Annotated in this window: 24 protein-coding genes, 1 pseudogene and 1 riboswitch; of the genes and pseudogenes, 14 read left to right on the top strand and 11 right to left on the bottom strand. The window is 58.6% G+C overall.

Annotated features, from left to right (window positions below):
• Nucleotides 1–100 precede the first annotated feature (100 nt).
• Nucleotides 101–225, top strand: a riboswitch (yybP-ykoY riboswitch).
• A 91-nt stretch (nt 226–316) separates the two neighbouring features.
• Entirely contained in the window at nt 317–901 is a 585-nt protein-coding gene (locus tag ABH909_RS08535; RefSeq protein WP_183683944.1) for a TMEM165/GDT1 family protein, read from the top strand.
• 149 nt (nt 902–1,050) lie between these two features.
• Here the strand turns inward: ABH909_RS08535 and ABH909_RS08530 are convergent, their stop codons facing one another.
• From ABH909_RS08530 to ABH909_RS08515, 4 genes are all read right to left on the bottom strand, one after another.
• On the bottom strand, nt 1,051–1,869 hold the full coding sequence (locus tag ABH909_RS08530) for a M48 family metallopeptidase (RefSeq protein ID WP_429432164.1): 819 nt from the start codon (nt 1,867–1,869) through the stop codon (nt 1,051–1,053).
• Nucleotides 1,870–2,000: 131 nt separating this feature from the next.
• Complete coding sequence (locus ABH909_RS08525) at nt 2,001–2,624, bottom strand: SOS response-associated peptidase (RefSeq protein ID WP_429432161.1); 624 nt, start codon at nt 2,622–2,624, stop codon at nt 2,001–2,003.
• 35 nt (nt 2,625–2,659) lie between these two features.
• Nucleotides 2,660–2,920 carry a putative signal transducing protein gene (locus tag ABH909_RS08520; protein ID WP_123501271.1) on the bottom strand — a complete coding sequence of 87 codons (261 nt, stop codon included), beginning with the start codon at nt 2,918–2,920 and terminating at the stop codon, nt 2,660–2,662.
• A gap of 6 nt (nt 2,921–2,926) precedes the next feature.
• Nucleotides 2,927–3,109, bottom strand: coding sequence for a CPXCG motif-containing cysteine-rich protein (locus tag ABH909_RS08515; RefSeq protein WP_007905243.1), 183 nt, complete (start codon nt 3,107–3,109; stop codon nt 2,927–2,929).
• 142 nt (nt 3,110–3,251) lie between these two features.
• Here ABH909_RS08515 and ABH909_RS08510 point away from each other — a divergent pair, with 142 nt between their 5' ends.
• The gene (locus ABH909_RS08510; RefSeq protein WP_429432157.1) at nt 3,252–4,415 is read left to right on the top strand and encodes a 1-acyl-sn-glycerol-3-phosphate acyltransferase; all 1,164 of its coding nucleotides are present in this window, start codon (nt 3,252–3,254) and stop codon (nt 4,413–4,415) included.
• Between the two features lie 158 nt (nt 4,416–4,573).
• On the opposite strand, the gene ABH909_RS08505 is transcribed toward ABH909_RS08510, so the two are convergent.
• On the bottom strand, nt 4,574–4,852 hold the full coding sequence (locus ABH909_RS08505) for a hypothetical protein (RefSeq protein ID WP_427627148.1): 279 nt from the start codon (nt 4,850–4,852) through the stop codon (nt 4,574–4,576).
• Nucleotides 4,853–5,045: 193 nt separating this feature from the next.
• Between ABH909_RS08505 and ABH909_RS08500 the strand changes: the two genes are divergently transcribed.
• Both ABH909_RS08500 and ABH909_RS08495 read left to right on the top strand, forming a co-directional pair.
• Nucleotides 5,046–5,252, top strand: coding sequence for a hypothetical protein (locus ABH909_RS08500; RefSeq protein ID WP_030129737.1), 207 nt, complete (start codon nt 5,046–5,048; stop codon nt 5,250–5,252).
• 314 nt (nt 5,253–5,566) lie between these two features.
• The gene (locus ABH909_RS08495; protein ID WP_429432153.1) at nt 5,567–5,944 is read left to right on the top strand and encodes a DUF6124 family protein; all 378 of its coding nucleotides are present in this window, start codon (nt 5,567–5,569) and stop codon (nt 5,942–5,944) included.
• A gap of 702 nt (nt 5,945–6,646) precedes the next feature.
• Here the strand turns inward: ABH909_RS08495 and ABH909_RS08490 are convergent.
• Complete coding sequence (locus tag ABH909_RS08490; protein WP_007905851.1) at nt 6,647–7,231, bottom strand: YajG family lipoprotein; 585 nt, start codon at nt 7,229–7,231, stop codon at nt 6,647–6,649.
• A gap of 204 nt (nt 7,232–7,435) precedes the next feature.
• On the opposite strand from ABH909_RS08490, the gene ABH909_RS08485 reads away from it, so the two are divergent.
• Both ABH909_RS08485 and mqo read left to right on the top strand, forming a co-directional pair.
• Nucleotides 7,436–7,669, top strand: coding sequence for a hypothetical protein (locus ABH909_RS08485; protein ID WP_429432150.1), 234 nt, complete (start codon nt 7,436–7,438; stop codon nt 7,667–7,669).
• A 741-nt stretch (nt 7,670–8,410) separates the two neighbouring features.
• Nucleotides 8,411–9,919, top strand: a complete 1,509-nt coding sequence (gene mqo, locus ABH909_RS08480) for a malate dehydrogenase (quinone) (RefSeq protein ID WP_429432147.1) — start codon at nt 8,411–8,413, stop codon at nt 9,917–9,919.
• A 171-nt stretch (nt 9,920–10,090) separates the two neighbouring features.
• Here the strand turns inward: mqo and ABH909_RS08475 are convergent, their stop codons facing one another.
• Nucleotides 10,091–10,378, bottom strand: coding sequence for a PA4642 family protein (locus ABH909_RS08475; RefSeq protein WP_429432144.1), 288 nt, complete (start codon nt 10,376–10,378; stop codon nt 10,091–10,093).
• 63 nt (nt 10,379–10,441) lie between these two features.
• Nucleotides 10,442–10,927, bottom strand: a complete 486-nt coding sequence (locus ABH909_RS08470) for a hypothetical protein (protein ID WP_429432141.1) — start codon at nt 10,925–10,927, stop codon at nt 10,442–10,444.
• A 154-nt stretch (nt 10,928–11,081) separates the two neighbouring features.
• Between ABH909_RS08470 and dauA the strand changes: the two are divergent.
• Nucleotides 11,082–12,804 (top strand): annotated as a pseudogene (gene dauA / locus ABH909_RS08465) (C4-dicarboxylic acid transporter DauA).
• Nucleotides 12,805–12,906: 102 nt separating this feature from the next.
• Here dauA and ABH909_RS08460 read toward each other — a convergent pair.
• Complete coding sequence (locus ABH909_RS08460) at nt 12,907–13,464, bottom strand: hypoxanthine-guanine phosphoribosyltransferase (protein ID WP_253552804.1); 558 nt, start codon at nt 13,462–13,464, stop codon at nt 12,907–12,909.
• A 176-nt stretch (nt 13,465–13,640) separates the two neighbouring features.
• Between ABH909_RS08460 and upp the strand changes: the two genes are divergently transcribed.
• On the top strand, nt 13,641–14,279 hold the full coding sequence (gene upp / locus ABH909_RS08455; RefSeq protein WP_007905839.1) for a uracil phosphoribosyltransferase: 639 nt from the start codon (nt 13,641–13,643) through the stop codon (nt 14,277–14,279).
• Nucleotides 14,280–14,281: 2 nt separating this feature from the next.
• Nucleotides 14,282–15,556, top strand: a complete 1,275-nt coding sequence (locus tag ABH909_RS08450) for a uracil-xanthine permease family protein (RefSeq protein WP_429432138.1) — start codon at nt 14,282–14,284, stop codon at nt 15,554–15,556.
• Nucleotides 15,557–15,710: 154 nt separating this feature from the next.
• Here ABH909_RS08450 and hemH read toward each other — a convergent pair whose 3' ends face one another.
• Both hemH and ABH909_RS08440 read right to left on the bottom strand, forming a co-directional pair.
• Nucleotides 15,711–16,736 (bottom strand): ferrochelatase, encoded by a 1,026-nt coding sequence (gene hemH, locus ABH909_RS08445; protein WP_429432135.1) that lies wholly within the window; start codon nt 16,734–16,736, stop codon nt 15,711–15,713.
• An 8-nt stretch (nt 16,737–16,744) separates the two neighbouring features.
• Entirely contained in the window at nt 16,745–17,653 is a 909-nt protein-coding gene (locus ABH909_RS08440) for a TIGR01777 family oxidoreductase (protein ID WP_429432132.1), read from the bottom strand.
• Between the two features lie 196 nt (nt 17,654–17,849).
• Here ABH909_RS08440 and ABH909_RS08435 point away from each other — a divergent pair, with 196 nt between their 5' ends.
• The 5 genes from ABH909_RS08435 (at nt 17,850) to ABH909_RS08415 (ending at nt 23,196) form a co-directional block, all read left to right on the top strand.
• Nucleotides 17,850–18,836, top strand: a complete 987-nt coding sequence (locus ABH909_RS08435; protein WP_429432129.1) for an NAD(P)/FAD-dependent oxidoreductase — start codon at nt 17,850–17,852, stop codon at nt 18,834–18,836.
• A gap of 141 nt (nt 18,837–18,977) precedes the next feature.
• Nucleotides 18,978–19,937, top strand: coding sequence for a YbgA family protein (locus ABH909_RS08430; RefSeq protein ID WP_429432126.1), 960 nt, complete (start codon nt 18,978–18,980; stop codon nt 19,935–19,937).
• Entirely contained in the window at nt 19,937–20,878 is a 942-nt protein-coding gene (locus tag ABH909_RS08425) for a MerR family transcriptional regulator (RefSeq protein WP_429432123.1), read from the top strand. Before ABH909_RS08430 ends, ABH909_RS08425 begins: the two co-directional genes overlap by 1 nt.
• Before the next feature lie 34 nt (nt 20,879–20,912).
• Nucleotides 20,913–22,361 (top strand): deoxyribodipyrimidine photo-lyase, encoded by a 1,449-nt coding sequence (phrB, locus tag ABH909_RS08420; protein ID WP_429432120.1) that lies wholly within the window; start codon nt 20,913–20,915, stop codon nt 22,359–22,361.
• Between the two features lie 55 nt (nt 22,362–22,416).
• Nucleotides 22,417–23,196 (top strand): SDR family NAD(P)-dependent oxidoreductase, encoded by a 780-nt coding sequence (locus ABH909_RS08415; RefSeq protein WP_429432117.1) that lies wholly within the window; start codon nt 22,417–22,419, stop codon nt 23,194–23,196.
• The last annotated feature ends 41 nt before the right edge of the window (nt 23,197–23,237 follow it).

Here is a 23,237-nt window from a genome sequence, read left to right as displayed (position 1 = left end):
TACGCGTCATCGTTCTTCGCGGGCAAGCCACGCTCCCACAGGTTCTGCTACTTAATGACCGACATTGGGGCTTGCCCAATCGGATTTGCCTAGGCAGAATCCGCTCCGTCCTAGGGGAGTAGTCTCCCACGAGCGCCATGCTCGTCCGGCATACGTCAACATACTTGGTCAAAAGACCATGGCGTATGCGACCCAAGCGTCCGCATCAGACGGATCGCAGGGTTTGACAAGACCTATGACACGAACACCTTACCCGGGGCGGGAAGGCTGTACGTGTCATAGCCGTGTCGACCCGCCCCTTAGGAAAACCCTGATGATGCTGGACTCTCTGCTCGTTCCCACCGCAATCGTTGCCTTGGCCGAAATCGGCGACAAGACGCAACTGCTCGCGCTCATTCTCGCTGCCCGCTTTCGCAAACCCTGGCCGATCATCGCCGGCATCGTCGCCGCGACCCTGGCCAACCATGCGGCCGCCGGTGCAGTAGGCGCCTGGTTCGGCAGTTTCTTCTCGAATGCAACGTTGCACTGGATCCTCGCCGCGAGCTTCGCCGCCACGGCCCTGTGGACGCTGGTACCGGACAAGATGGACGAAGACGAAGCCAGCACCGCCCGCAAGTTCGGGCCGTTCCTGACCACGCTGATTGCGTTCTTCCTCGCGGAAATGGGCGACAAGACCCAAGTCGCAACCGTGATGCTGGCCGCGCAATACCCGGATTTGTGGCTGGTGATCATCGGCACAACCGCCGGGATGTTGATTGCCAACGTGCCGGTGGTACTGGCAGGTAACTTTGCGGCAGACAAATTGCCCTTGACCCTGATCCGTCGCCTGGCGGCGTCGGCGTTCCTGGTGTTGGCAATTGTTGCGGTGTACAAGGCGATGCAGAGTAGCGGGTGGGTTTGATGCGGTAGGCCAGTAGCACCGCATTATCGTTCTTCGCGGGCAAGCCACGCTCCCACAGGTTTTCGGTCGATTACATAATTTGTGTACGACACAAAACCTGTGGGAGCGGGCTTGCCCGCGAAGGCGTCAGCGGCATTAACGCCTATCTGTCAGGATTTCTTGGCTTTTTCATATAACGGCATGACTTTAGGAATCGCCGCCTGCAAGGCAGCAATCCGACTGGCCGACGCCGGGTGAGTACTCAGGAACTCTGGCGGTGCACCATTGGAGGCTTTGCTCATCTTGTTCCATAGCGTGATCGCGGCATTCGGGTTGTACCCGGCGCGAGCGGCCAATTCGAGGCCGATCAAGTCCGCCTCATTTTCATTGCCGCGACTGTTGGGCAAGGTCATGCCATATTTCGCCACGGTGTCCGCCAGCGCCAGGCCACCCTCGCCCAAGCCGAACAACGCACCAGCACCCTGCTTGGCCATTTCGATACCGTAAGCCTTGGACATCGCTTCACGGCCGTGCTCGCGCAAGGCGTGAGCGATTTCATGGCCGATGATGGCGGCGATTTCGTCGTCGGTGAGTTGCAGGGTGTCGATCAGCCCCGAATAGAAAATGATCTTGCCGCCAGGCCCGCAGGAGGCGTTCAGCTCGTCGCTCTTGATCAGGTTCACTTCCCATTGCCATTGCGCCGAATCCGGACGGAACACCGGCGCCTGGGCAATCAGGCGATTGGAGATCGCCTGGACGCGCTTGGCATTGTTGCTGGTTTTGTCCAGCACGCCTTTGCTGTTCGCTTCCCCGACGGTCTTTTGATAAGACTGGGCGTACATCTGGTTGACCTCAGCGGTCGACAACATGCTGAACATGTATTGCTTGCGCTCAACGCCCACGGCCCCACCGCTAGTGGTGTTGACCGACTGACAACCGGCGAGCAGCAGACCTGCGCTCAGTGCACACAAAACCAATGTCTTATTCATCAAGAAACTCCCTGGAAACATGCCGCGTATCCTAGGTGGGGATTTGTATCGGCGCCAGATACAACGGACGTGCAGCACCTACATTTCAGACAAAGCCCTCATCACCGTAGGAAAAATTTCACATAACCCATTTAGCCCGGAGTTAAACACTCCGGCCCATTGAGCTTCGGATCATTCACCAGGTTCGCCAGCACCCGCTCGCGCAACGCCGCCGGCTCACTGGCCAGCAACGCCTGCAAGGCATGCAACGGCGTTTCGGGATTGAGCCAGGCTTGCTGCCCCGCCGAATCGAGAATCAACGGGCGACGCTGACTCGAAGCCGGCTGAGTGATCACCGCCGTGCTCAACCACACTTGCTCTTGCACCGGATACGCCTCCCAGATCGCCGCGAAGAACAGCGTCGAACCCTCCCCCGGGGTCAGCCAGTACGGACGTTTGCGGGTGGTGCCGCGCCATTCGTAAAAACCATTGGCCGGCAACAGGCAGCGACGCAGGCGCAAGGCTTCGCGAAACATCGGCTGTTCGGCCACGGTTTCGGCGCGAGCATGGGCCGGAGTGCGGGACAAATCGGTCAGCCAGGGCGGCGTCAGGCCCCAACGGGCACAGGCCAACTCACGTTGCCCGTCTGCGCCGGTACGCAGCATCAACACCGAATCGTTGGGGGAAATATTCCACTGGGCCTGCTGATCGGCGGGGAATCCGGGCAGGGCCGCGAAGGCGGGGTTCCAGCGAAACAGGGCATAACGTCCACACATGGGGCAATACGACTCTTGATCAAACGAACGTCAGCCTAACAGACCAGCGTGCCGGGAAAACTCTCCGGTTCATCGCCGGACAGCGGCAGCGCGGCATTGTACGCGGTGATCAGCTCCCGGGCGTATTCGGCCTGATCGTTATCGACCGACAAGCCAAGCAGGCCAAAGATCGGCAATTCCCCCGTGCCACCGATCAGATCCCGACCCACAAGATGCGCCTCGATACCCTCGCTGGCGAGCATGCTTTGAAGCAGTTCGCCTTCCATCAGGTTTTCCGGTTCGTAGATGCGCTGCATAGACCCTCACTCGTTTTCGCTGTGAACTTCGAGCAACCATTCGTGACCGTCAGTCTGCAAAACAAAAGTGATGGGGCGGCAACACACAGGACAATCTTCGATATAGGTCTGATCGCCGCCGGACAAGTCCAGAACAGCTTCAGACTCTTCACCGCAATACGGGCATTCATAGCGCTCGGTTTCCAGCATCACGGTCTCCCAAGTGACTTGTGCGTATAATCGCCGGTCTATTTGCAGGGCTATTTTCGTCTGGCTAACTTTTCAGACCGTGCCCCGTTGGTTTTCGATCAAAACCTTTACTTACCCTAGCCGTTTCTAACAAGAGAGCATGATGGGCGAATTCGATGCCATCCGACCTTACAACGACAGTGAAGTCCCGGCAGTGCTGGATCGACTGCTCGGCGACAAGGCGTTTCTAGATATCCTCATCCACTTCCGCTTCCCGCGCTATGCCGGTGCCTTCGGCTGGATGCTCAAACCTCTTATATCGCATCGGTTGCGCCGTGAGTTCGCCGGCGTCAATTCGGTGGCCACGCTGCAGGACAAAGTCGAGTTCTATGTCGATCACACCATCGAACGCGCTACCGACGGCGTGACGTACACCGGCGTCGAGCAGTTCAAATCCGGCAGTGCCTACCTGTTCATCGCCAACCACCGCGATATCGTGATGGACCCGGCTTTCGTCAACTACGCCGTGTACCACGCCGGCCTGCCAACCCCGCGCATTGCGATTGGTGACAACTTGCTGCAAAAGCCTTTTGTCAGCGATTTGATGCGCCTGAACAAGAGCTTCATCGTGCACCGTTCGATCACCGGGCGCCGGGAAAAAATGGCCGCGTATCAGTTGCTGTCGGCATACATCAACCATTCGATCCTTAACGACTGCGCCTCGATCTGGATCGCCCAGGCTGAAGGCCGGGCCAAGGACGGCGACGACCGCACCGAGTCGGCGATCCTCAAGATGTTCCACATGAGCCGCAAGGACGAGCCATTCGGCGAAGTCATCCGCTCGCTGAACCTCACCCCGGTGTCGATCAGCTACGAATACGACCCGTGCGATCAAGCCAAGGCGCGCGAGCTGTACATCCGTGCCACGACCGGCAGCTACACCAAGGCGCCGGGCGAAGATGACGTGAGCATCGCCAAAGGCATCACTGGTTACAAGGGCCGGGTTCACGTGAACTTCGCCGCGCCGATCACCGAACTGTTCGAAGACACCAAGCAATTGGCGATCGAAATGGACAAGCAAATCCTCAGCGGTTATCGCTTGTTCCCGGTGCACTACCTGGCGTATGCGCAGTGGAAAGACGCCGACCCGCAACTACAGGTGCCGAAAGCGGCCGAGGTGTTTGCGGCCGACGAACTGGCCAAGGCCCAGGAAGAATGGCAGCGCCGGCTGGAGGCTTGCCCTGAGGAGCATCGTCCGTTTCTTGTGTTGCAATATGCGACACCGGTGCGCAATCAGTATCGGGTCAAGGCCGGGTTGCCGCTTTAAGCGATTTTGGCTGGATACGACAACGGCGCCCTGTGGCGAGGGGGCTTGCCCCCGTTGGGCTGCGAAGCGGCCCCATTTCAGATTCATGTACGGGGATGGGAGTGCTGCGCACTCCAACGGGGGCAAGCCCCCTCGCCACAGGGTCTTGTGTCAGTTCTTCAGACCCGCGTGCTGATCCACGACACCAGCAACGCCATCCCGAGGCAGGCGAAACCGAAGCGGTAGAAAAACCGGTTCATGCGCAAGGTTGCCCAATCCAGTGTTGGCTCTTCGTTGGGACGACTTTGGCGCTGCGCCTCGATACTGGCCAGGGCGCGCTGTTCGCGGCGACGGGTGGCGTGCAGCAACCAGCTGCCCGGGAAGGCGAACAGCAAGGCCAGCAGATTGATCAATTTGGCGGGATGAGCAGTAAGAAGCGAAATCAATTGCAGCGACATCACAAACCTCAGGCAAACCGGTGTAGCAGACGCCGGACCGACGACCACGGCGCGGATTCTACCGAAACCGCCCCAACCTGCCCCGGCTTTCCGACAAATAACGAAACCATTTAGCCGATTGCTGCCTTGTGTCACGGCACCGTCATCTGAATCCGCCAGTCTGTCGCCCCTCGAAACCGACACGGACTGCGTCATGCTCCACGCCGAAAACCAGGACCGCCTCTACCTCATTGCCCAAAGCGACGAACAACAAACCTTGGTTGGCAGCCTCGCCTTCAACGTACAAGACCGGCATTGGCTGGTGTATTGCGCGCTGGGTGGGCATCAACATGCGGATTTGCCGGAAGCGGATTTGCTGACGGGGGTGAGTGTTCTGGATTTTTATTCGGAGGCGGCTTGAGCGTCCTACAAACGCAGTGATTGAAACGGAAGATTCCGACAGGTTTTGAAGGTTGTCGCTCGGAAATGGGATGGATAGGCTTTGGAGGTCGCTGGCAATTCAGCGACCGGGTCTGGAAAACCCGAAGTATAGGATCACAGCAAATGACATAATGCGGCGCTTTTGTAGCTCCACAGTTATGGCGGCTGTACGTGGGAGACCTTCGGGTCTGCCGGGTTTGATCCTTTACCGGTTTTTCCAGTCCGCGTACAGCTGCCACCCTCTCGTCTGGAAAACGAAAAATGGCAGCTCCACTCGTTTTAAGGATCTTTGCCATGTTCAAGCCGACACCAAATCCGCCCGAAGCGGACAGCACTTCCCCCTACGAATCCCTCGATTCAAAAAAACTCCACGATGCCGCTAACCGCGCCCTCGATCACTACCTCAACCCATCCGCCCTCAAATCCCCCGTGGCCCGCAAGCCGAGCACGATGTACATGGTTGCGCCGGATATCAAAGACGAAGACCTGTTGGCCCACACCTGTGAGTCGTTGGCCCAGGCCAGTGTGATGGCGAGTGATTTTGCGGGCTATCTGGAAGGGCCGCACCGGCACACGGCGATGGCGATTCAACAGATCGTCATGCTGGCAGAACTGGCGGTGAACCGGATGCTGGATAACGTTGCCATACCAAAACCTGCGCCGCACAGCTGATTCCCAGTAGAAGCGATCTGTGGCGAGGGAGCTTGCTCCCGCTTGAGTGCGCAGCACTCACAAAATCTTTGGTGTATCAGAGATTTTGGGGCCGCTTCGCAGCCCAACGGGGGCAAGCCCCCTCGCCACAGGCTCGCGTCCACAATTGAATCGTGTACATCTGCGAGAGATTGACCGGCTGTCAGGCCGCCTTCGCGGGCAAGCCCGCTCCCACAAGTGCAGCGGCGTGCACCCGCCCCTCACCACTCAACAGGCCGAGCGTTAGCTCGCCTGCCGCTTTTGATCTGGCTTTTGATCTTGATCCACCCGCCCCTTCGGGAGGCTGAGCGCAGGTGTTCATCTGGGGATTGGCGCGCAGCGCCGTTCGACGCAGTCGAATCCATCGCATGTAGGTCGTAGCGAAGCAGACCGTAGGGCGATGCCCCCAGATGGATATCGGAGCGAAGGAACGCCGAGCCTTAGCGAGGGGCCGGACGCTTGGGGCGAAGACCTTTGCTTCCTTTGGGGCGTTTGCCAAAGGGAGTCGCCGTAAGGGCGAAACCATAAGCCGCCGTTACCGCAGCAACGGATATGTACACAACCCAACCAAAGCATGGTCGGCCCAAAGGCCGCCATCGCAACCAAGACCGCAAAGGACACAAAGGACACAAAAAAACCCGGCGCCATCACTGACACCGGGTTCTTTAAACAAGAAGCAAACCGTTACTCGGCAAGCACCTGACCAATCGTCGGGTCCTTGAACAAGCGGGTCAACGCATCACTCAACACATCACTGACCAACTTGGTATTGGTTTCCTGATTCGGCGCCATGCCGAAACGCTGATCCAGCGATGCACCGTAGCGACCGCTGTATCGGCGGTTGGCATTCTGCACATCCGAACGGAACGTCGCGCCAATCGTTGCTTCAGTCACATACAGGCCTTCCTTGGGCGACTGATACTTCAGCTCGGCCAGGGTCACCGTCAATTGCGGTGCATTCAGCGCATTGGCCGTCGGAGTAAAGCCCAGCAAGCGCACGGCCGCTTCAGCCTGAGCCTGCAGCTTCGGCAGAATCTGCGCGCCCTGTACGGTGATCGCGCTGGTTTCCGGGTACAGGCCACCACGCGTTCCCAAGGTTGGCGACGGACGACCGTCCACCACACGCACCACCACAGGCTGACCACGGCCGACCGGTGCCAGCTGAGCCGTCAGCTTGGGTTCCGGGTTCAGTTGTTGCGGGCTGTGGGCGCAGCCGACCAGGGTCAAACTGGTCACAGTGATCAAACCGAACAACAGGCGTTGCAACATGCTCTTCTCTCCAGAATCAGGCACAAACAGGCCCGCAGTATAGCGGTGCGCCACTGCGGCGAACTAGCTTCGTGCAACGATTACTGAAATCTCTGACAAACCCGACCCAGGGCGGTTCCTGTCACACATCTGTCACCGACCTTACACGTGCACGTCATGGCTCACTGGCAATCTTCATAGCAGTCACCCAGAAGGTACTTTGCCATGCGTTTTCTTGTCTCGCTGTTTGCGCCCCGCCCGCTGCATCGCAGCTTTGCCCTGCTCGACCGCGATGGTCGCTGCCAGGCGTTCAAACAATGCAGCCTCCAGCCCATGGGCGATGGCTGGGTCGAAATCGAAGAAATCCGCCTCAACTGGCTGCACCATCCCCTGCCCGCCAGTGCCCGTATCAGCCAGCGCCAGCCACGTGCGCGGGCACAACACCTGTTGACCACCTGACCGGACGCCTAATAAAAGTCATTAAACACAACCATCTCCCTGCGTTTCTTCGTTACAATCTCCCCCCGATTATAAGGACGTCTCCTGATCGGGCCTCGCAGCATCGTCAAATGCCTCGGTATTGACACCCCCGCACCGCCCACAGAGAGCCGCCCACACAGATCGAGTGAAGCTGGCGCGCTTGCTGTTCCTTGAGCAAAACACCACTTTTCGCGAATCTGCAGAGCTGTCATTACGCTCGGTCACTGAGCTGTTTGCCCGTTTTGTCTGTCATGTATCCCATGGCGACAATCCATCCGGGCACGGTGCCAGGCGGGTGCAGCCCTTTTTTGAGGTTCACGTCTTCAAAAGAGCGTGAAAAAAACGGGTTTTCACAACTTCACAAGAGTGTGGCGAGCAAATGAATAGTTTTGCGTCTGAACATGCACCATTAGCGTCTACAACAGCCCAACGACACAGGACCGAGTATTCCTCGAACACCGGGGCCTGAAGCCTGTCCGCTACGGATTTGGTTGCACAAACGGATGTCTCGACCATAAGTCGAATTGCCAGCCGCGTGCCGAAATGAGTTCATGTGACTCTTGAAGCCAGGCCGCATGCATCCGTCGAAGTTGCGAAAAATTGCGAAGATTCGGACATGGCGATCCTGGCCATGGGTACCTGGGGCATCACTGACATCGCCCCGGAACGCCTGGCAGCTATGCCGACAATTTGGTGCTGCAGATTTTGGAGACGCGTTAAATGGCGCATAACGAAGCAGTCGACGTAGTACTGGTTGGGGCCGGCATCATGAGTGCCACCCTTGCGGTACTGCTCAAAGAGCTCGACCCCGCGATCAAGCTGGAAGTCGTCGAGCTGATGGATTCCGGTGCCGCGGAGAGTTCCAATCCGTGGAACAACGCCGGTACCGGTCACGCCGGGCTGTGTGAGCTGAACTACACGCCGCAGGCCGCTGACGGCACCGTCGACATCAAGAAAGCCGTGCATATCAACACCCAGTTCGAGGTGTCGAAGCAGTTCTGGTCCTATCTGACCAAGAAAGGCACATTCGGCTCGTGCAAGTCGTTTATCAGCCCGGTGCCGCACCTGAGCTTCGTACAGGGCGACGACGGCGTCTCCTTCCTCAAGGAACGTTTCAAGACGCTGATCAAACACCACGCCTTCTCGGACATGGAATACACCGAAGACAAGGCCAAAATGGCCGAGTGGATGCCGTTGATGATGCCGGGCCGCGCGCCTGACGAAGTCCTGGCCGCCACACGCGTGATGAACGGTACCGACGTCAACTTCGGCGCCCTGACCAATCAATTGCTCGCGCACCTGACCAGCGCACCCGATGCCCAGGTCAAGTACTGCAAGCGTGTCACCGACCTGAAGCGCAATAACGGCGGCTGGACTGTCAGCATCAAGGACGTCAATACCGGCAACAGCCGTGAAGTCGACGCCAAGTTCGTGTTCCTCGGCGCTGGCGGTGCGGCACTGCCGTTGCTGCAAGCTTCGGGCATCGAAGAAAGCAAAGGCTTCGGCGGCTTCCCGATCAGCGGCCAATGGCTGCGTTGCGACAACCCGGAAGTGGTCAAGCACCACCAGGCCAAGGTCTACAGCCAGGCGGCGGTCGGTTCACCACCGATGTCCGTGCCGCACCTGGACACCCGTGTGGTCGATGGTAAAAAGTCCCTGCTGTTCGGGCCTTATGCCGGTTTCACCACCAAGTTCCTCAAGCACGGTTCGTTCATGGACCTGCCGATGTCGGTCCGCGCAGGCAACATCGGCCCGATGCTGGCCGTGGCCAAAAACAACATGGACCTCACCAAATACCTGGTCAGCGAAGTGATGCAGTCGATGGAGCAGCGCCTGGAATCCCTGCGTCGCTTCTATCCACTGGCGAAAGCCGAAGACTGGCGCCTGGAAGTGGCCGGCCAACGGGTGCAGATCATCAAGAAAGACCCGAAGAAAGGCGGCGTTCTGCAGTTCGGTACCGAACTGGTCGCAGCCAAGGACGGTTCGCTTGCAGCCCTCCTCGGCGCGTCACCAGGCGCTTCGGTGACTGTTTCGATCATGCTTGAGCTGATCGAAAAATGCTTCCCGAACAAAGCGTCCGGTGAATGGGCTGCCAAGCTGGCGGAAATTTTCCCGGCTCGGGAAAAGGTCCTGGAAACCGATGCTGCGCTGTATCGCAAGATCAATGCGCACAACAACGTCGCGCTGGAACTGGTTGAAGCCAGTAACGAGACCGAAAGCTACGCTTGATTCGACCGCATAAAAAACGCCCCGTCCTCATTGAGGGCGGGGCGTTTTTTTGTGCCTCTTAAAAGATCGCAGCCTCGTTTCACTCGACAGCTCCTACATTGGATCGCATCCACCTGTAGGAGCTGTCGAGTGAAACGAGGCTGCGATCTTTTGATTCTGATTTTTTTGATCTTAACCGCGAGCCTTGTCGATCAACTCGATGTATTCGGCCGCGTTACGCTGGTCCTTGATCAGGGCGACGAAGTCATTGCCGTGCTCATCCTTGCCATTCAGGTCATAGCCGGCTTCAACAAAGAACGTCAGAAAACGCTCGAAGTCATCGATGCGCAGGCCACGGTACGCCTTGATCAGTTTGTGCAGCGATGGCGAAGTGGCGTCGACCGGCTCGAAATCGAGGAACAGTTTGATCTGCGCATCGCCGATCTCGTCACCAATCACTTGCTTCTTATCTTTACGCATTGCCGACTCCAGCTCGCAGACATATCACGGGGCGGGCAGTTTACCCCTGCCTGGGCGTAAGGCTCAACGCGGACGAACGCTGCCTGTGTGCAGATCGGCCCAGACATGGCCGTTGGCGTAACGGAGAAACTGGCAATACACCGTGTCATTGCGCAACAAGTCGATCACCACCCGGTATTGGGCGAGCGGGTAATAGAGGGTCAAGGTTTTGCTTTTTTCGTCATAGATCGGCTTTTTCAGGCTTTTGCTTTCGCCATCGAAGTTGACCAGCACCTGGCTGATGGTCGCGCCCTTGTTCAAGGATTTGCCCTTGAGGCGGATGAGCAATGGCGATGTGACCGGGATCGGCTGCTGGTTGGACTGGCGCTGACTGCCGATCACCACCGAATAGTCGGTGACCTGCAACAGTTGTTGCTGCTCGGGTTGCGTCTCGCGCAGAGTCAGATCGTCTGGCGGCAGGAATTGTGCGTGCAGAGGGGCTGCAACAGCGGCGAATGCCAGGCTCAACGCCAGCAGGCAACTGCCACTCAATCGAATCAATAAGCGCATGACGGACTCCAGCTCATGTAGCCGAGCACTCTAGCATGAGGATCGATCACACAAATAAACGACCTGGATCAATACTCTCAAGCATCCGGTTGGGCATACTTCCAGAGCCCTCAGCCATGTTTCGATGCAGCATCAATGTTTTTGCGGAGTGCCCATGCCGTTTTCCTTGCCGCCCTTGTTCGCTGCCTGGCGCCAGACCTGGCGTGCCGGCTACAGTCTAAAAAGCCTGCGTGGCGATATCAGCGCCGGTGTGACCGTAGGAATCATTGCCATTCCGCTGGCCATGGCCCTGGCGATTGCCGTCGGTGTACCACCTCAGCAAGGCTTGTACACCGTGTTGATCGCTGCACCACTGATTGCCTTGACCGGCGGTTCACGTTTTAACGTGAGCGGGCCGACGGCTGCCTTCGTGGTGATTCTGTTGCCCATCACCCAGCAATACGGCTTGGGCGGTTTGTTGCTCTGCACCATGTTGGCCGGGCTGATCCTGATTGCCTTGGGGCTGATCCGCGCCGGCCGCCTGATCCAGTACATCCCCTATCCGGTGACGCTGGGATTCACCGCCGGGATCGGCATTGTCATCGCCACCTTGCAATTGAAAGACTTGCTGGGCTTGAGCATTGAAGGGCGTCCGGAACATTACGTCGAGCAACTACTTGGCCTGATCCAGGCCTTGCCCAGCGCACAGTGGGGTGACGCACTGGTCGGCATCGTTTGCCTGGCGGTACTGATCCTCTGGCCACGGCTGCTACCCGGAATTCCCGGGCATCTGGTGGCCCTGGCAACAGGCGCCATGCTGGGTCTGTTGCTCGAGCGCGTCGGCCTGCCGGTGGCAACGCTGGGCGAGCGCTTCAGCTATGTGATCGACGGCATCAGCCATCCTGGTATTCCACCGTTTCTGCCGGGCTTCGACTGGCCGTGGAACCTTCCGACAGCCAATGGCCAACCTGTGCAACTGTCCTACGACCTGATTCGGCAATTGATGGCTCCGGCGTTTGCCATTGCGATGCTCGGTGCCATTGAATCGCTACTTTGTGCGGTGGTGGCCGATGGCATGACCGGCAGTAAGCATGACCCGAATGCCGAACTGCTGGGCCAGGGCCTGGGCAATTTGATCGCACCGCTGTTCGGGGGGCATCACCGCCACGGCCGCGATCGCCCGTAGCGCCACCAACGTGCGGACCGGGGCCTTTTCCCCGCTGGCAGCGATTATTCACAGTGCCGTGGTGCTGGTGGCGATCCTGAGTCTGGCCCCGGTGTTCAGCTATTTGCCCATGGCAGCGCTGGCAGCCCTGTTGGTGATGGTGGCGTGGAACATGAGTGAAGCCCGGCACGTCGTGCACACCTTGCGCATCGCACCGCGCAGCGATGTGCTGGTCTTGCTGACCTGCCTGAGCCTGACGGTGCTGTTCGACATGGTGCTGGCCGTCGCCGTCGGCCTGTTGCTGGCCGCCGGGTTGTTCATCAAACGCATGAGTGACCTCACGGACACCGCCGAGCTGCCTCGCGAGTTCCATCAAGCCTTACAGGATATGCCGGAACATGTTCGTTGCTATGCGATACGCGGGCCGCTGTTTTTCGGCGCTGCGGAAAAAGCCCTGGGCGTACTGCGTAAATTCAGCCCGGAGGTCAAAGTAGTGATCGTCGAGATGAGTGCCGTGCCCATGCTGGACATGACGGCACTGGCGGCCTTCGACAATATCCTCAGGGATTACCGCACCGACGGCATTGGCCTGATTCTGGTTGGCACCACTCCACGGGTACGCCTGAAATTCAGGCGCGCGGGCATCCACCGGGAACAGCGCCAGTTGGCCTACGTGAACAATCTGGAGCAGGCTCGACGTAAAAGCGAACATTGGCTCGCCGGGCTGAATTGAGCGCGCAGTTCGAGCGAATTGCGCACGCATCCAGGCATGAGACCTTGCATTCAAGCTTCAAGGTGTCTGGCGGCAAATCGCTCCCCCAGACACTCACTCTGCTTACATGCCTTTAACAGCAAAAATCCCGTTGGCGTTACGCCAGTAGCCTTTGTAATCCATGCCGTAACCGAAGATATAACGGTCGATGCACGGCAAGCCGACGAAATCGGCTTTCAGGTCCGGGCGAGCCTTGCGGTCGTGGTCCTTGTCGATCAGCACGGCGGTGTGCACGGCGCGGGCGCCGGCGTGCTTGCAGAAGTCAATGATCGCACCCAGGGTGTGACCTTCGTCGAGGATATCGTCGATGATCAGCACGTCACGGTCGATGAACGAGACTTCCGGCTTGGCTTTCCAGAACAGATCGCCGCCGCTGGTTTCGTTGCGGTAACGGGTGGCGTGCAGGTAGGACGCTTCCAGCGGGAAGTTCAGATACGTGAGCAGTTTGCCGGAGAAAATCAGCCCGCCATTCATTACGCAGAACACCACCGGGTTGCGCTCAGCCAGCTGATCGTTGATTTGTGCACCGACGCGGGCGATGGCCGCCTCGACTTCAGCTTCGGTGTACAGGCAGTCAGCCTCTCGCATGATTTGACGGATATGCTCGAGATCAGCGGACATGGCGCTCTCCAAGGGGATTTGAGGGGGAGGGACGGTTCAGGAAAAGCGGGCAAAGGTACGCATCAAGCGAGGCCAGATCAAGCGTTTGTGGACTAACGTTCTGTATGTCTATAGGACAACACCCTCGGATAGATTAACCTAGGCCGGTTTTTTTGCCCGCCGCCGGAGCCTTTCCCATGCCCATCCTCGAGATCCGCCATCCGCTGATCCGTCATAAACTTGGCCTTATGCGCCGCGCTGACATCAGCACGAAGAATTTCCGTGAGCTCGCTCAGGAAGTCGGCGCCCTGCTGACCTATGAAGCCACCAAAGACTTGCCGCTGGAAAGCTACGACATCGAAGGCTGGTGCGGCACGGTATCGGTCGAGAAAATCGCCGGCAAGAAAATTACCGTGGTACCGATCCTGCGTGCCGGCATCGGCATGCTCGAAGGCGTGCTGAGCCTGATCCCGGGCGCCAAAGTCAGCGCCGTGGGCGTGGCCCGCAACGAGGAAACCCTCGAAGCCCACACCTACCTTGAAAAACTGGTGCCGGAAATCGACGAGCGTCTGGCGATGATCATCGACCCGATGCTCGCCACTGGTGGCTCGATGGTTGCCACTATCGACCTGCTGAAAAAGGCCGGTTGCAAGGACATCCGCGCGATGGTCCTGGTGGCGGCCCCTGAAGGCATCGCCGCTGTAGGCAAAGCTCACCCAGACGTGATGATCTATACCGCCTCCATTGACGAGAAACTGAACGAACACGGTTACATCATCCCAGGCCTGGGCGATGCCGGTGACAAGATCTTCGGCACCAAGCAGAAGGACGCTTGAGCATGCAGCAAGCGTTCAACGATCCGCTCTGGCGCACGGTGCTGTCGGGTGCGCAGATGCTGTTCGTGGCCTTTGGCGCGCTGGTGTTGATGCCGCTGATTACCGGCCTCTACCCGAACGTGGCACTGTTCACCGCAGGTCTGGGGACGATTCTGTTCCAGATCGTCACCGGGCGTCAGGTGCCGGTGTTTCTGGCGTCGAGCTTCGCCTTCATCACCCCGATCATTCTCGCCAAGGGCCAGTTTGGCCTGGCGGCGACTATGGGTGGGGTGATGGCGGCGGGTTTCGTCTACACCTTCCTCGGTCTTGCCGTGAAGATCAAAGGCACCGGGTTCATCGACCGCCTGCTGCCACCGGTGGTGATTGGTCCGGTGATCATCTCTATCGGCCTGGCCATGGCGCCGATCGCCGCCAACATGGCGATGGGCAAGGCGGGCGACGGTACCGAGCTGATTGCTTACCAGACGGCGATGTTGATTTCGATGCCGGCGCTGCTGACCACTCTGATCGTCGCGGTGTTCGGCAAAGGTATTTTCCGCCTGGTGCCAATTATTTCCGGCGTATTGGTGGGTTTCGCCATGGCGTTCTTTTTCGGGGTGGTCGATACCGCGAAGATTGCGGCTGCTCCGTGGTTCGCGATTCCACAGTTCACGGCACCGGAATTCAACTGGCAGGCGATTCTGTTCATCGTTCCGGTAGCCCTGGCACCAGCGATCGAGCACATCGGCGGCGTGATCGCGGTCGGTAGTGTGACCGGTCGCGATTACCTGAAGAACCCCGGCCTGCACCGCACCCTGCTCGGCGATGGCATTGCCACCACCGCGGCCGGTCTGTTCGGCGGCCCGCCCAACACCACCTACGCCGAAGTGACTGGCGCGGTGATGTTGACCAAAAACTACAACCCGAAAATCATGACCTGGGCCGCAATCTTCGCCATCAGCCTGGCGTTCATCGGCAAGTTCGGCGCCCTGTTGCAAAGCATCCCGGTGCCGGTGATGGGCGGGATTCTCTGCCTGTTGTTCGGTTCGATCGCTGCGGTGGGGATGAACACCATGATTCGCCACAAGATCGACCTGGGCGAAGCACGCAATCTGGTGATTGTCTCCGTGACGCTGGTGTTCGGAATTGGCGGTGTACTGATCGGCACCGGTACTGGCCCGGACGATTTCGGCCTCAAAGGCATCGCGCTGTGCGCGGTGGTGGCGATTGCGCTGAACCTGTTGCTGCCGGGCCATGACAGCTGGAAGCACAAGAAGGCGGAAGAGCCGCTGTTGTAACAGGCGACTCAATCCCCTGTGGCGAGGGAGCTTGCTCCCGCTTGAGTGCGCAGCACTCACAAAACCTTCATCGACTGTAAGGATTTTGGGGCCGCTTCGCGACCCAGCGAGAGCAAGCTCCCTCGCCACAACAAGCCCGCCTGTTTCAATGTTTCTACAACACCAACGGCGCTCTTTCACACAATACGTTCAACGCCTTGGCCCACTGCCGATCATCATTGAGGCACGGCACCAGCACTAACTCCTCTCCTCCCGCTTCGCGGAATTGCTCCTTCCCGCGGTCACCGATCTCTTCCAGGGTTTCGATGCAATCGGCAACGAACGCCGGGCACATCACCAAGACTTTTTTCACGCCGCTTTTAGCCAACTCATCGAGGCGCGCTTCAGTGTAGGGTTCGATCCACTTGGCTCGCCCCAGACGCGACTGGAACGACACCGACCACTTGCCATCCGGCAGGCCCAAGCGCCGGGCAAACTCGGAAGCAGTGCGCAAGCATTGGGCGCGGTAGCAGGTGGCTAATACTTCCGGCGAAGCCTTCTGACAGCAGTTTTCGCTTTTAAAGCAATGATGACCGGTGGGGTCGATCTTGGTCAGGTGCCGTTCCGGCAAGCCATGGAAGCTCAGCAGCAGGTGATCGTAGTCCTGTTGCACATAAGGCTTGGCACTGGCCACCAACGCATCGAGGTATTCCGGCTGATCGTAGAACGGCTGGAGAATCGAGAACTGCACGTCGAGTTTTTTCTCCCGGACCACCCGCTTGGCTTCTTCGATCACCGTGGTCACGGTGCTATCGGCGAATTGCGGATAGAGCGGTGCCAGGGTGATTTTTTTGTGGCCCTGAGTCGCCAGACGAACCAGCATCGACTCAATGGATGGCTCGCCGTAGCGCATCGCCAGTTCCACCGGCCCGTGAGTCCATTGCTCAGTCATGGCCCGTTGCAGACGACGGCTGAGTACCACCAGTGGCGAGCCGTCCGCCCACCAGATCGATGCGTAAGCGTGAGCCGATTGTTCCGGGCGTTTAATCAGAATCAACGACACCAGCAAACGCCGCACCGGCCACGGCAGGTCGATCACGTACGGGTCCATCAGAAATTGATTGAGGTAACTGCGCACATCCGCCACTGAGGTGGAAGCAGGTGAACCCAGGTTGACCAGAAGCAACGCGTGATCGGTCATGCAACGTCCTATTGTTTAAGGCGGCTGGACAGATCGTCCAACGCCGCGCGCAAATCAGTGAACTGGAAAGTGAAGCCCGCTTCCAGCAAGCGAGCCGGCATGGCCTTCTGGCCCCCCAGCAACAACAATGACAACTCGCCCAGGCATACCTTCAACACCAGAGTCGGCATCGGCATGAACGCCGGACGATGCAACACACTGCCCAACGTTTGGGCGAATTCGCGATTGCGCACCGGCTTGGGCGCGCAGGCATTATATGGACCGCTGGCCTCATTGCGGTGCAGAAGAAAATCAATCAGGGCGATTTGATCCTTGATATGAATCCATGACATCCACTGCCGACCACTGCCCAGAGGCCCGCCCAGCCCTAGTTTGAACGGCAACAACAGCCGCGACAAAAAGCCGCCCTCGGCGGACAGCACCAACCCGGTACGAATGAGGATTACGCGAATGCCCAAGGCTTCGGCGCGCTGCGCGGTTTCCTCCCAGGCAACGCACAACTGGCTGGCGAAATCATCAATGACCGGTGGCGATTCTTCGGTCAATTCCCGCTCACCACCGTCGCCGTACCAACCGATCGCGGAACCAGAAATCAATACCTGCGGTTTCTGCTCGCGGCTTTCGAGCCAGGCCAGCAGGGTTTCGGTCAGGGTGATCCGGCTGCTCCACAACAACGCCTTGCGTTTGTGCGTCCAGAGCCGATCGGCAATCGGTGCGCCCGCGAGATTGATAATTGCATCCACCGGTTCTTGACCCAGGTCCTCAAGCCGTGCGATTCCACGTACTTGCGTGCCACAGACTTGTGCGACTTTGGCAGGCGTGCGACTCCACACCGTCAGGTGATGCCCCTGACTCAACCAGTGTCGGCAGAGTTGACGTCCTATCAAACCAGTACCGCCGGTCAGCAATATGTGCATGACTTCTTCCTCGCGTGGCGTTTTACCCGGATCACTAGTCTATTTTTATAAGCAGGGATCTTTAGAATCGGACAGGCTCTGTGCTTAACAATAGGCCAAGCTGCCAGAACGAGAACGCTAAAAGTTATACCAAAAAACAATATTGTACAGGTTTGAACCACGGCGTAGTCTGTACAGACAGGTAAACGAGGCCCCTATGACTGTACCTATCGCAATCATCGGCACCGGCATCGCCGGACTCTCAGCCGCCCAGGCCCTGACGGAGGCCGGGCATGTCGTTCAGCTTTTCGATAAAAGCCGCGGCAGTGGCGGACGCATGTCGAGCAAGCGCAGCGATGCGGGTGCTCTGGACATGGGCGCGCAATATTTCACTGCTCGCGATCGCCGCTTCGTCACCGAAGTCCAGCGCTGGCAAACCAATGGCTGGGTCGCCGTATGGACGCCGCAGCTCTATACCTTTCACGGTGGTCAGCTCAGACCTTCGCCGGATGAACAGACACGTTGGGTCGGTACGCCACGCATGAGCGCGATCACGCGCGGCCTGCTCGGCGATCTGGAAGTGCATTTCGCCTGCCGCATCACCGAGGTCTATCGCGGTGAAGAACATTGGCATCTGCAAGACGCCGACGGCTTCACTCACGGCCCGTTCAGCCATGTCGTCATCGCCACGCCAGCCCCTCAGGCAACCGCGCTGCTGGCGGCCGCCCCGAAACTCGCCGGGGCCGCCGCCGGGGTAAAAATGGAGCCCACCTGGGCTGTTGCCCTGGCGTTCGACACTCCACTGGAAACCGCCATCGAAGGTTGCTTCGTGCAGGACAGTCCATTGGACTGGCTGGCGCGCAACCGCAGCAAACCGGGACGCGACACCACCCTCGATACGTGGGTGCTGCATGCCACCAGTGCCTGGAGCCGGCAGCATATCGACTTGCCCAAGGATGCCGTGATCGAGCAATTGCACGGTGCCTTTGCCGAATTGCTGAACGACGCCATGCCTGCTCCGACCTTCAGCCTCGCTCACCGCTGGCTATACGCCCGGCCGGCCAGCAGCCATGAATGGGGCGCGTTGGCCGATGCCGATCTGGGCTTGTATGTGTGCGGTGACTGGTGCCTGTCCGGCCGTGTCGAAGGTGCCTGGCTCAGTGGCCAGGAAGCAGCCCGTCGGCTGCACGAACACCTGCAATGAATTGAATCGCTGCTGTCGACATGGACAGCAGCCTTGCAAAAAACTTATACAAAAATTTTGACTTGTACACCTTTGAATCTATGATGAAGTCATGTTGTACAGATCCAATAATCTGTACAGGTCTGGATTCGAGGCGCTCCCATGTCCCCTACAGCCATGAAACCCAAAATCGCCATCAGCGCCTGCCTGATGGGGGCCGAGGTGCGTTACAACGGTGGGCACAAGACGTCACCTCTGTGCAGCCGCACCCTCTCTGAGTATTTCGATTTCGTCCCGCTGTGCCCGGAGGTCGCCATTGGCCTGGGTATCCCTCGCGAACCGATCCGCCTGGTCGGCACCCCCGAGCACCCGGAGGCTGTCGGCACCGTCCACTCTGAGATCAACGTCACCCGACCTCTGGCCGAGTACGGTCAAAAAATGGCACTGGAACTGGATGACATCTGCGGCTATATCTTCATGCAGAAATCCCCTTCGTGCGGGCTGGAGCGGGTCAAGGTCTACCACGCCAACGGCGTGCCAGTGGATGGCGGTAGCCGTGGTATCTACGCCCAGGCCTTCTGTGCATTGCATCCTGATTTACCGGTGGAAGAAGACGGCCGCCTCAACGACCCGGTGCTGAGAGAAAACTTTCTCACCCGCGTGTTCGCCTACAGCGTCTGGCAGCAATTGCTGCAAACAGGCCTGACGCGGCGCAGCCTCATTGACTTTCACTCGCGCTACAAATACCTGCTGATGGCCCACAACCCGGTGCAATACAAAACCCTGGGCAACTTGCTGGGCAACATGGGGCAAACCGATCCGCAAGTGATCGGTCCGCGTTATTTCAGCGAGCTGATGGCGGCCCTGAAAAAGTGCGCCACACGCCGCACCCACACCAACGTGCTGCAGCACCTCAGCGGTTATCTCAAACAGGCCATCAGCGCCGAAGACAAACAGGAAGTGCAGCACGTCATCGGCCAATACCGCCGGGGCATCGTGCCGCTGGTGGTGCCATTGGTGCTGCTCAAACATTACTTTCGCCAACACCCGGATCCGTACATTGCGCAACAGGTTTACCTGCAACCGCACCCGGAAAACCTCAGCCTGCGAAACGCAATTTAATGAAAACACCACCGGACACCAGCGCCAGCGAAAACCTTGGCAGCGATTTCAAGAAGGCCCTGGACGCTGGTTGGCTGCCCATTCGTGAAGTGTCGCGGCAGACCGGAGTCAATGCTGTCACCTTGCGCGCCTGGGAACGGCGCTATGGGCTGATCGTGCCTCAACGTACGCCCAAGGGGCACCGGCTGTTCTGCGCCGAACACGTGCAACGGATCCTGACGATCCTTACCTGGCTCAATCGCGGCGTGGCGGTCAGCCAGGTCAAACAATTGCTCGACACGCCACAGGGACTTACCGACCCCATCGGGAACGATTGGCTGGTGCTGCGCCAGTCATTGCTGCAAGCGGTCACTCAACTGGCCGAACGCACCCTCGATGACACGGTGAATCAGGCGATGGCGCTGTATCCGCCACGCACCTTGTGTGAACAATTGTTGATGCCGTTGCTGGCGGACCTGGAGCAACGTTGGCAAGGCCAGTTCGGCGCGCAAATGGAGCGTGTGTTTGTTTATTCCTGGTTGCGCAGCAAATTCGGCGCGAGGATCTACCATAACAACCGTCAGTTGCGCACCGCGCCGCTGTTACTGATCAACCATTCAGACCTGCCGCTTGAGCCTTATCTGTGGCTCACCGCCTGGCTGATCAGCAGCGTCGATTGTCCCGTGGAAGTCTTCGACTGGCCGCTCCCCGCCGGCGAACTTGCGCTGGCGGTCGATCACCTGCAAGCCCGTGGCGTACTGCTGTACTCCAGCAAAGCCATGAATCTTTCGCATTTGATGAAACTATTGAGTGGCGTCAGCTGCCCAAAAATGATTGCCGGGTCAACGGTGTGCATTCACCACACCGAGTTATCCGCAAGAACCGCCGCCATTGCTGACTTGTCCCTGGCTGAAGACCCATTGTCGGCCCATCAGGGCCTTATACAGCGCGGGCTCATTTAATGGCGTATTTTTCAATGATCGTGCGGATACCACCATGCAATTGATCTGGCTGCGCAGCGACTTGCGTCTACACGACAACACCGCCCTCTCGGCCGCCGCAGCCCGCGGCCCAAGCATGGCGGTGTATTTGCTGAGTCCGCAGCAATGGCTGGACCATGATGACGCGCCGTGCAAAGTGGATTTCTGGCTGCGCAACCTTAGCGAGTTACGCCATGCGCTGGACGCCCTGAACATCCCGCTGCTGATTCGCAAGGCATCCCGCTGGGATGAGGCACCGAAGGTTCTGCTCGAGCTGTGTCAGCAATTAAAAATCAACGCAGTACACGTCAACGAAGAGTACGGCATTCATGAAACCCGTCGCGATGCGGCGGTAGCCCACGCACTGAAAGCCCAAGGCATCGACTTTTACAGCTACCTCGATCAATTGCTACTCAAGCCCGGCACCGTGCTGACCAGAACCGGCACTTATTTCCAGGTCTTCAGCCAATTCCGCAAGGTGTGTTACGAACGCTTGCATGCCTCATTGCCGAGATTGATTAGCGCCCCCGCCATCCAGGCACCCCTGGGTATCGCCAGCGACGAGCCACCCTTGCGCGTCGAGGGTTTCGACACGCCCAGCGACCGTTTGCGTGCGCTCTGGCCGGCCGGCGAAACCGAGGCCCGACGCCGTCTCGAGACCTTTGTCGACACACAGATCGACTATTACCACAGCGAGCGTGATTTCCCGGCAAAACCCGGCACCAGCCAACTCTCGGCCTATCTCACCGCCGGGGTCATCTCCCCTCGCCAGTGTTTGCATGCCGCGCTGCAAAGCAATCAGGGGGAGTTCGAAAGCGGCAAGGTCGGTGCCGTCACCTGGATCAACGAGTTGCTATGGCGGGAATTCTATAAACACATTCTGGTGGGCTACCCACGGGTTTCCCGGCACCGCGCCTTTCGCCCGGAAACCGAAGCCCTGGCCTGGCGTGATGCCCCGCAAGACCTCCAGGCCTGGCAGCAAGGCCGTACCGGCCTGCCGATCATTGATGCCGCCATGCGCCAATTGCTGGAAACCGGCTGGATGCACAACCGTTTGCGCATGATAGTGGCAATGTTCCTGACCAAAAACCTGCTGATCGACTGGCGTGAAGGCGAGCGATTTTTTATGCGACATCTGATTGACGGCGATCTGGCGGCGAACAACGGTGGCTGGCAGTGGAGTTCCTCCACCGGCACCGATTCGGCGCCCTACTTCCGCATTTTCAACCCGCTGAGCCAGTCGGAAAAGTTCGACGCCGAAGGGGTTTTCATTAAGCATTGGTTGCCGCAGATCAATGGAATGAACAAAAAAGACCTGCACAATCGCGCGAGACTCGACGGTTTATTTGGTGTGACGGATTATCCATCGCCGATTGTCAACCTGAGCACTTCCCGCGAGCGGGCGTTGGCCGCATTCAAGAACCTGCCGTCGCGACAGGGTTTATCGCCACCGGAATCATTTTGATGCCGCAGTTTTACGCATGAACATGGAATTGAATCAGGAAGATAAGGAGATTGAGATGAGTCGTACTCCTCCAAGGCGCTACTGGTTGACCGGCGCCAGCAACGGTATTGGTGCAGCGCTGGCCGAAGAAATACTCAAAACCGGTGCCCACCTGGCCGTCAACTCCCGCTCATTGGCGCCCTTGAAAGCCTTGTCTCAGCGTTATCCAGGCCAAGTGCTGGCGGTTGCCGGTGATTTGACCAACAGCCAACAGGTGCGCGAAATCGGCGAGCAGATTGCCAGGCAATGGGGCTCTCTGGATACCATGATCCTCAACGCGGGGACCTGCGAATACGTCGACGTCAATCAGCTCGACTCATCAATCATCGAGCACATCGTGCGCACCAACCTGCTTGCCAGCAGCTATTGCATCGAAGCCGCCCGCCCCCTGCTGCGAGCGGGCACCGCGCCGCATCTGGTGGTCATGGCCAGCTCGGTGACCTACCTGCCGCTGCCACAGGCCGAAGCCTATGGCGGCGATTCAAAACCCGGATTGCGTCATTTTTTCGAATCCTTGCACAACGACGTGGCACCGGAAAACATCGAAATGACCATAGTCAGCCCAGGACTTATCGATATCCCCCTGAGCAACGAGGTTTCACTAAACCTCGATTGGTCGGCGGACAAAGCTGCGCGGTACCTCTTCGACCTGCTCAAGCATCGGCCACTGGAACTCCCCTTACCGGAACTGCTCATGCCTGTCCTTTGGCCTCTGCCGCAAAATCCCGGCCAGACGGGACTGGAAATCGGCCAACGCATGGCGCGAAACAATCCGCCAATCGAGGATCTGCCATGAAGGCTGAGCGTCCGTCAGGCCTTTCACACAGTGTGGGCCCG

This window comes from Pseudomonas sp. BS3782 TE3695 (genome assembly GCF_050435305.1).
GTDB lineage: Bacteria > Pseudomonadota > Gammaproteobacteria > Pseudomonadales > Pseudomonadaceae > Aquipseudomonas.
The sequence above is the reverse complement of the archived record's forward strand: the minus strand, read 5'-3'. Positions and strand labels throughout refer to the sequence as shown.

Excerpts from the sequence above, each read along its gene's own strand:
- ABH909_RS08470 (WP_429432141.1), bottom strand. The coding sequence starts at position 10,927 with ATGCGCTTATTGATTCGATTGAGTGGCAGTTGCCTGCTGGCGTTGAGC.
- ABH909_RS08490 (WP_007905851.1), bottom strand. The coding sequence starts at position 7,231 with ATGTTGCAACGCCTGTTGTTCGGTTTGATCACTGTGACCAGTTTGACC.
- upp (WP_007905839.1), top strand. The coding sequence starts at position 13,641 with ATGCCCATCCTCGAGATCCGCCATCCGCTGATCCGTCATAAACTTGGC.
- ABH909_RS08435 (WP_429432129.1), top strand. The coding sequence starts at position 17,850 with ATGACTGTACCTATCGCAATCATCGGCACCGGCATCGCCGGACTCTCA.
- ABH909_RS08530 (WP_429432164.1), bottom strand. The coding sequence starts at position 1,869 with ATGAATAAGACATTGGTTTTGTGTGCACTGAGCGCAGGTCTGCTGCTC.
- ABH909_RS08500 (WP_030129737.1), top strand. The coding sequence starts at position 5,046 with ATGCTCCACGCCGAAAACCAGGACCGCCTCTACCTCATTGCCCAAAGC.
- ABH909_RS08425 (WP_429432123.1), top strand. The coding sequence starts at position 19,937 with ATGAAAACACCACCGGACACCAGCGCCAGCGAAAACCTTGGCAGCGAT.
- ABH909_RS08495 (WP_429432153.1), top strand. The coding sequence starts at position 5,567 with ATGTTCAAGCCGACACCAAATCCGCCCGAAGCGGACAGCACTTCCCCC.
- ABH909_RS08515 (WP_007905243.1), bottom strand. The coding sequence starts at position 3,109 with ATGCTGGAAACCGAGCGCTATGAATGCCCGTATTGCGGTGAAGAGTCT.
- mqo (WP_429432147.1), top strand. The coding sequence starts at position 8,411 with ATGGCGCATAACGAAGCAGTCGACGTAGTACTGGTTGGGGCCGGCATC.
- ABH909_RS08475 (WP_429432144.1), bottom strand. The coding sequence starts at position 10,378 with ATGCGTAAAGATAAGAAGCAAGTGATTGGTGACGAGATCGGCGATGCG.
- ABH909_RS08510 (WP_429432157.1), top strand. The coding sequence starts at position 3,252 with ATGGGCGAATTCGATGCCATCCGACCTTACAACGACAGTGAAGTCCCG.
- hemH (WP_429432135.1), bottom strand. The coding sequence starts at position 16,736 with ATGACCGATCACGCGTTGCTTCTGGTCAACCTGGGTTCACCTGCTTCC.
- ABH909_RS08485 (WP_429432150.1), top strand. The coding sequence starts at position 7,436 with ATGCGTTTTCTTGTCTCGCTGTTTGCGCCCCGCCCGCTGCATCGCAGC.
- ABH909_RS08535 (WP_183683944.1), top strand. The coding sequence starts at position 317 with ATGCTGGACTCTCTGCTCGTTCCCACCGCAATCGTTGCCTTGGCCGAA.
- ABH909_RS08450 (WP_429432138.1), top strand. The coding sequence starts at position 14,282 with ATGCAGCAAGCGTTCAACGATCCGCTCTGGCGCACGGTGCTGTCGGGT.
- ABH909_RS08430 (WP_429432126.1), top strand. The coding sequence starts at position 18,978 with ATGTCCCCTACAGCCATGAAACCCAAAATCGCCATCAGCGCCTGCCTG.
- ABH909_RS08525 (WP_429432161.1), bottom strand. The coding sequence starts at position 2,624 with ATGTGTGGACGTTATGCCCTGTTTCGCTGGAACCCCGCCTTCGCGGCC.
- ABH909_RS08440 (WP_429432132.1), bottom strand. The coding sequence starts at position 17,653 with ATGCACATATTGCTGACCGGCGGTACTGGTTTGATAGGACGTCAACTC.
- ABH909_RS08505 (WP_427627148.1), bottom strand. The coding sequence starts at position 4,852 with ATGTCGCTGCAATTGATTTCGCTTCTTACTGCTCATCCCGCCAAATTG.
- ABH909_RS08520 (WP_123501271.1), bottom strand. The coding sequence starts at position 2,920 with ATGCAGCGCATCTACGAACCGGAAAACCTGATGGAAGGCGAACTGCTT.
- phrB (WP_429432120.1), top strand. The coding sequence starts at position 20,913 with ATGCAATTGATCTGGCTGCGCAGCGACTTGCGTCTACACGACAACACC.
- ABH909_RS08460 (WP_253552804.1), bottom strand. The coding sequence starts at position 13,464 with ATGTCCGCTGATCTCGAGCATATCCGTCAAATCATGCGAGAGGCTGAC.
- ABH909_RS08415 (WP_429432117.1), top strand. The coding sequence starts at position 22,417 with ATGAGTCGTACTCCTCCAAGGCGCTACTGGTTGACCGGCGCCAGCAAC.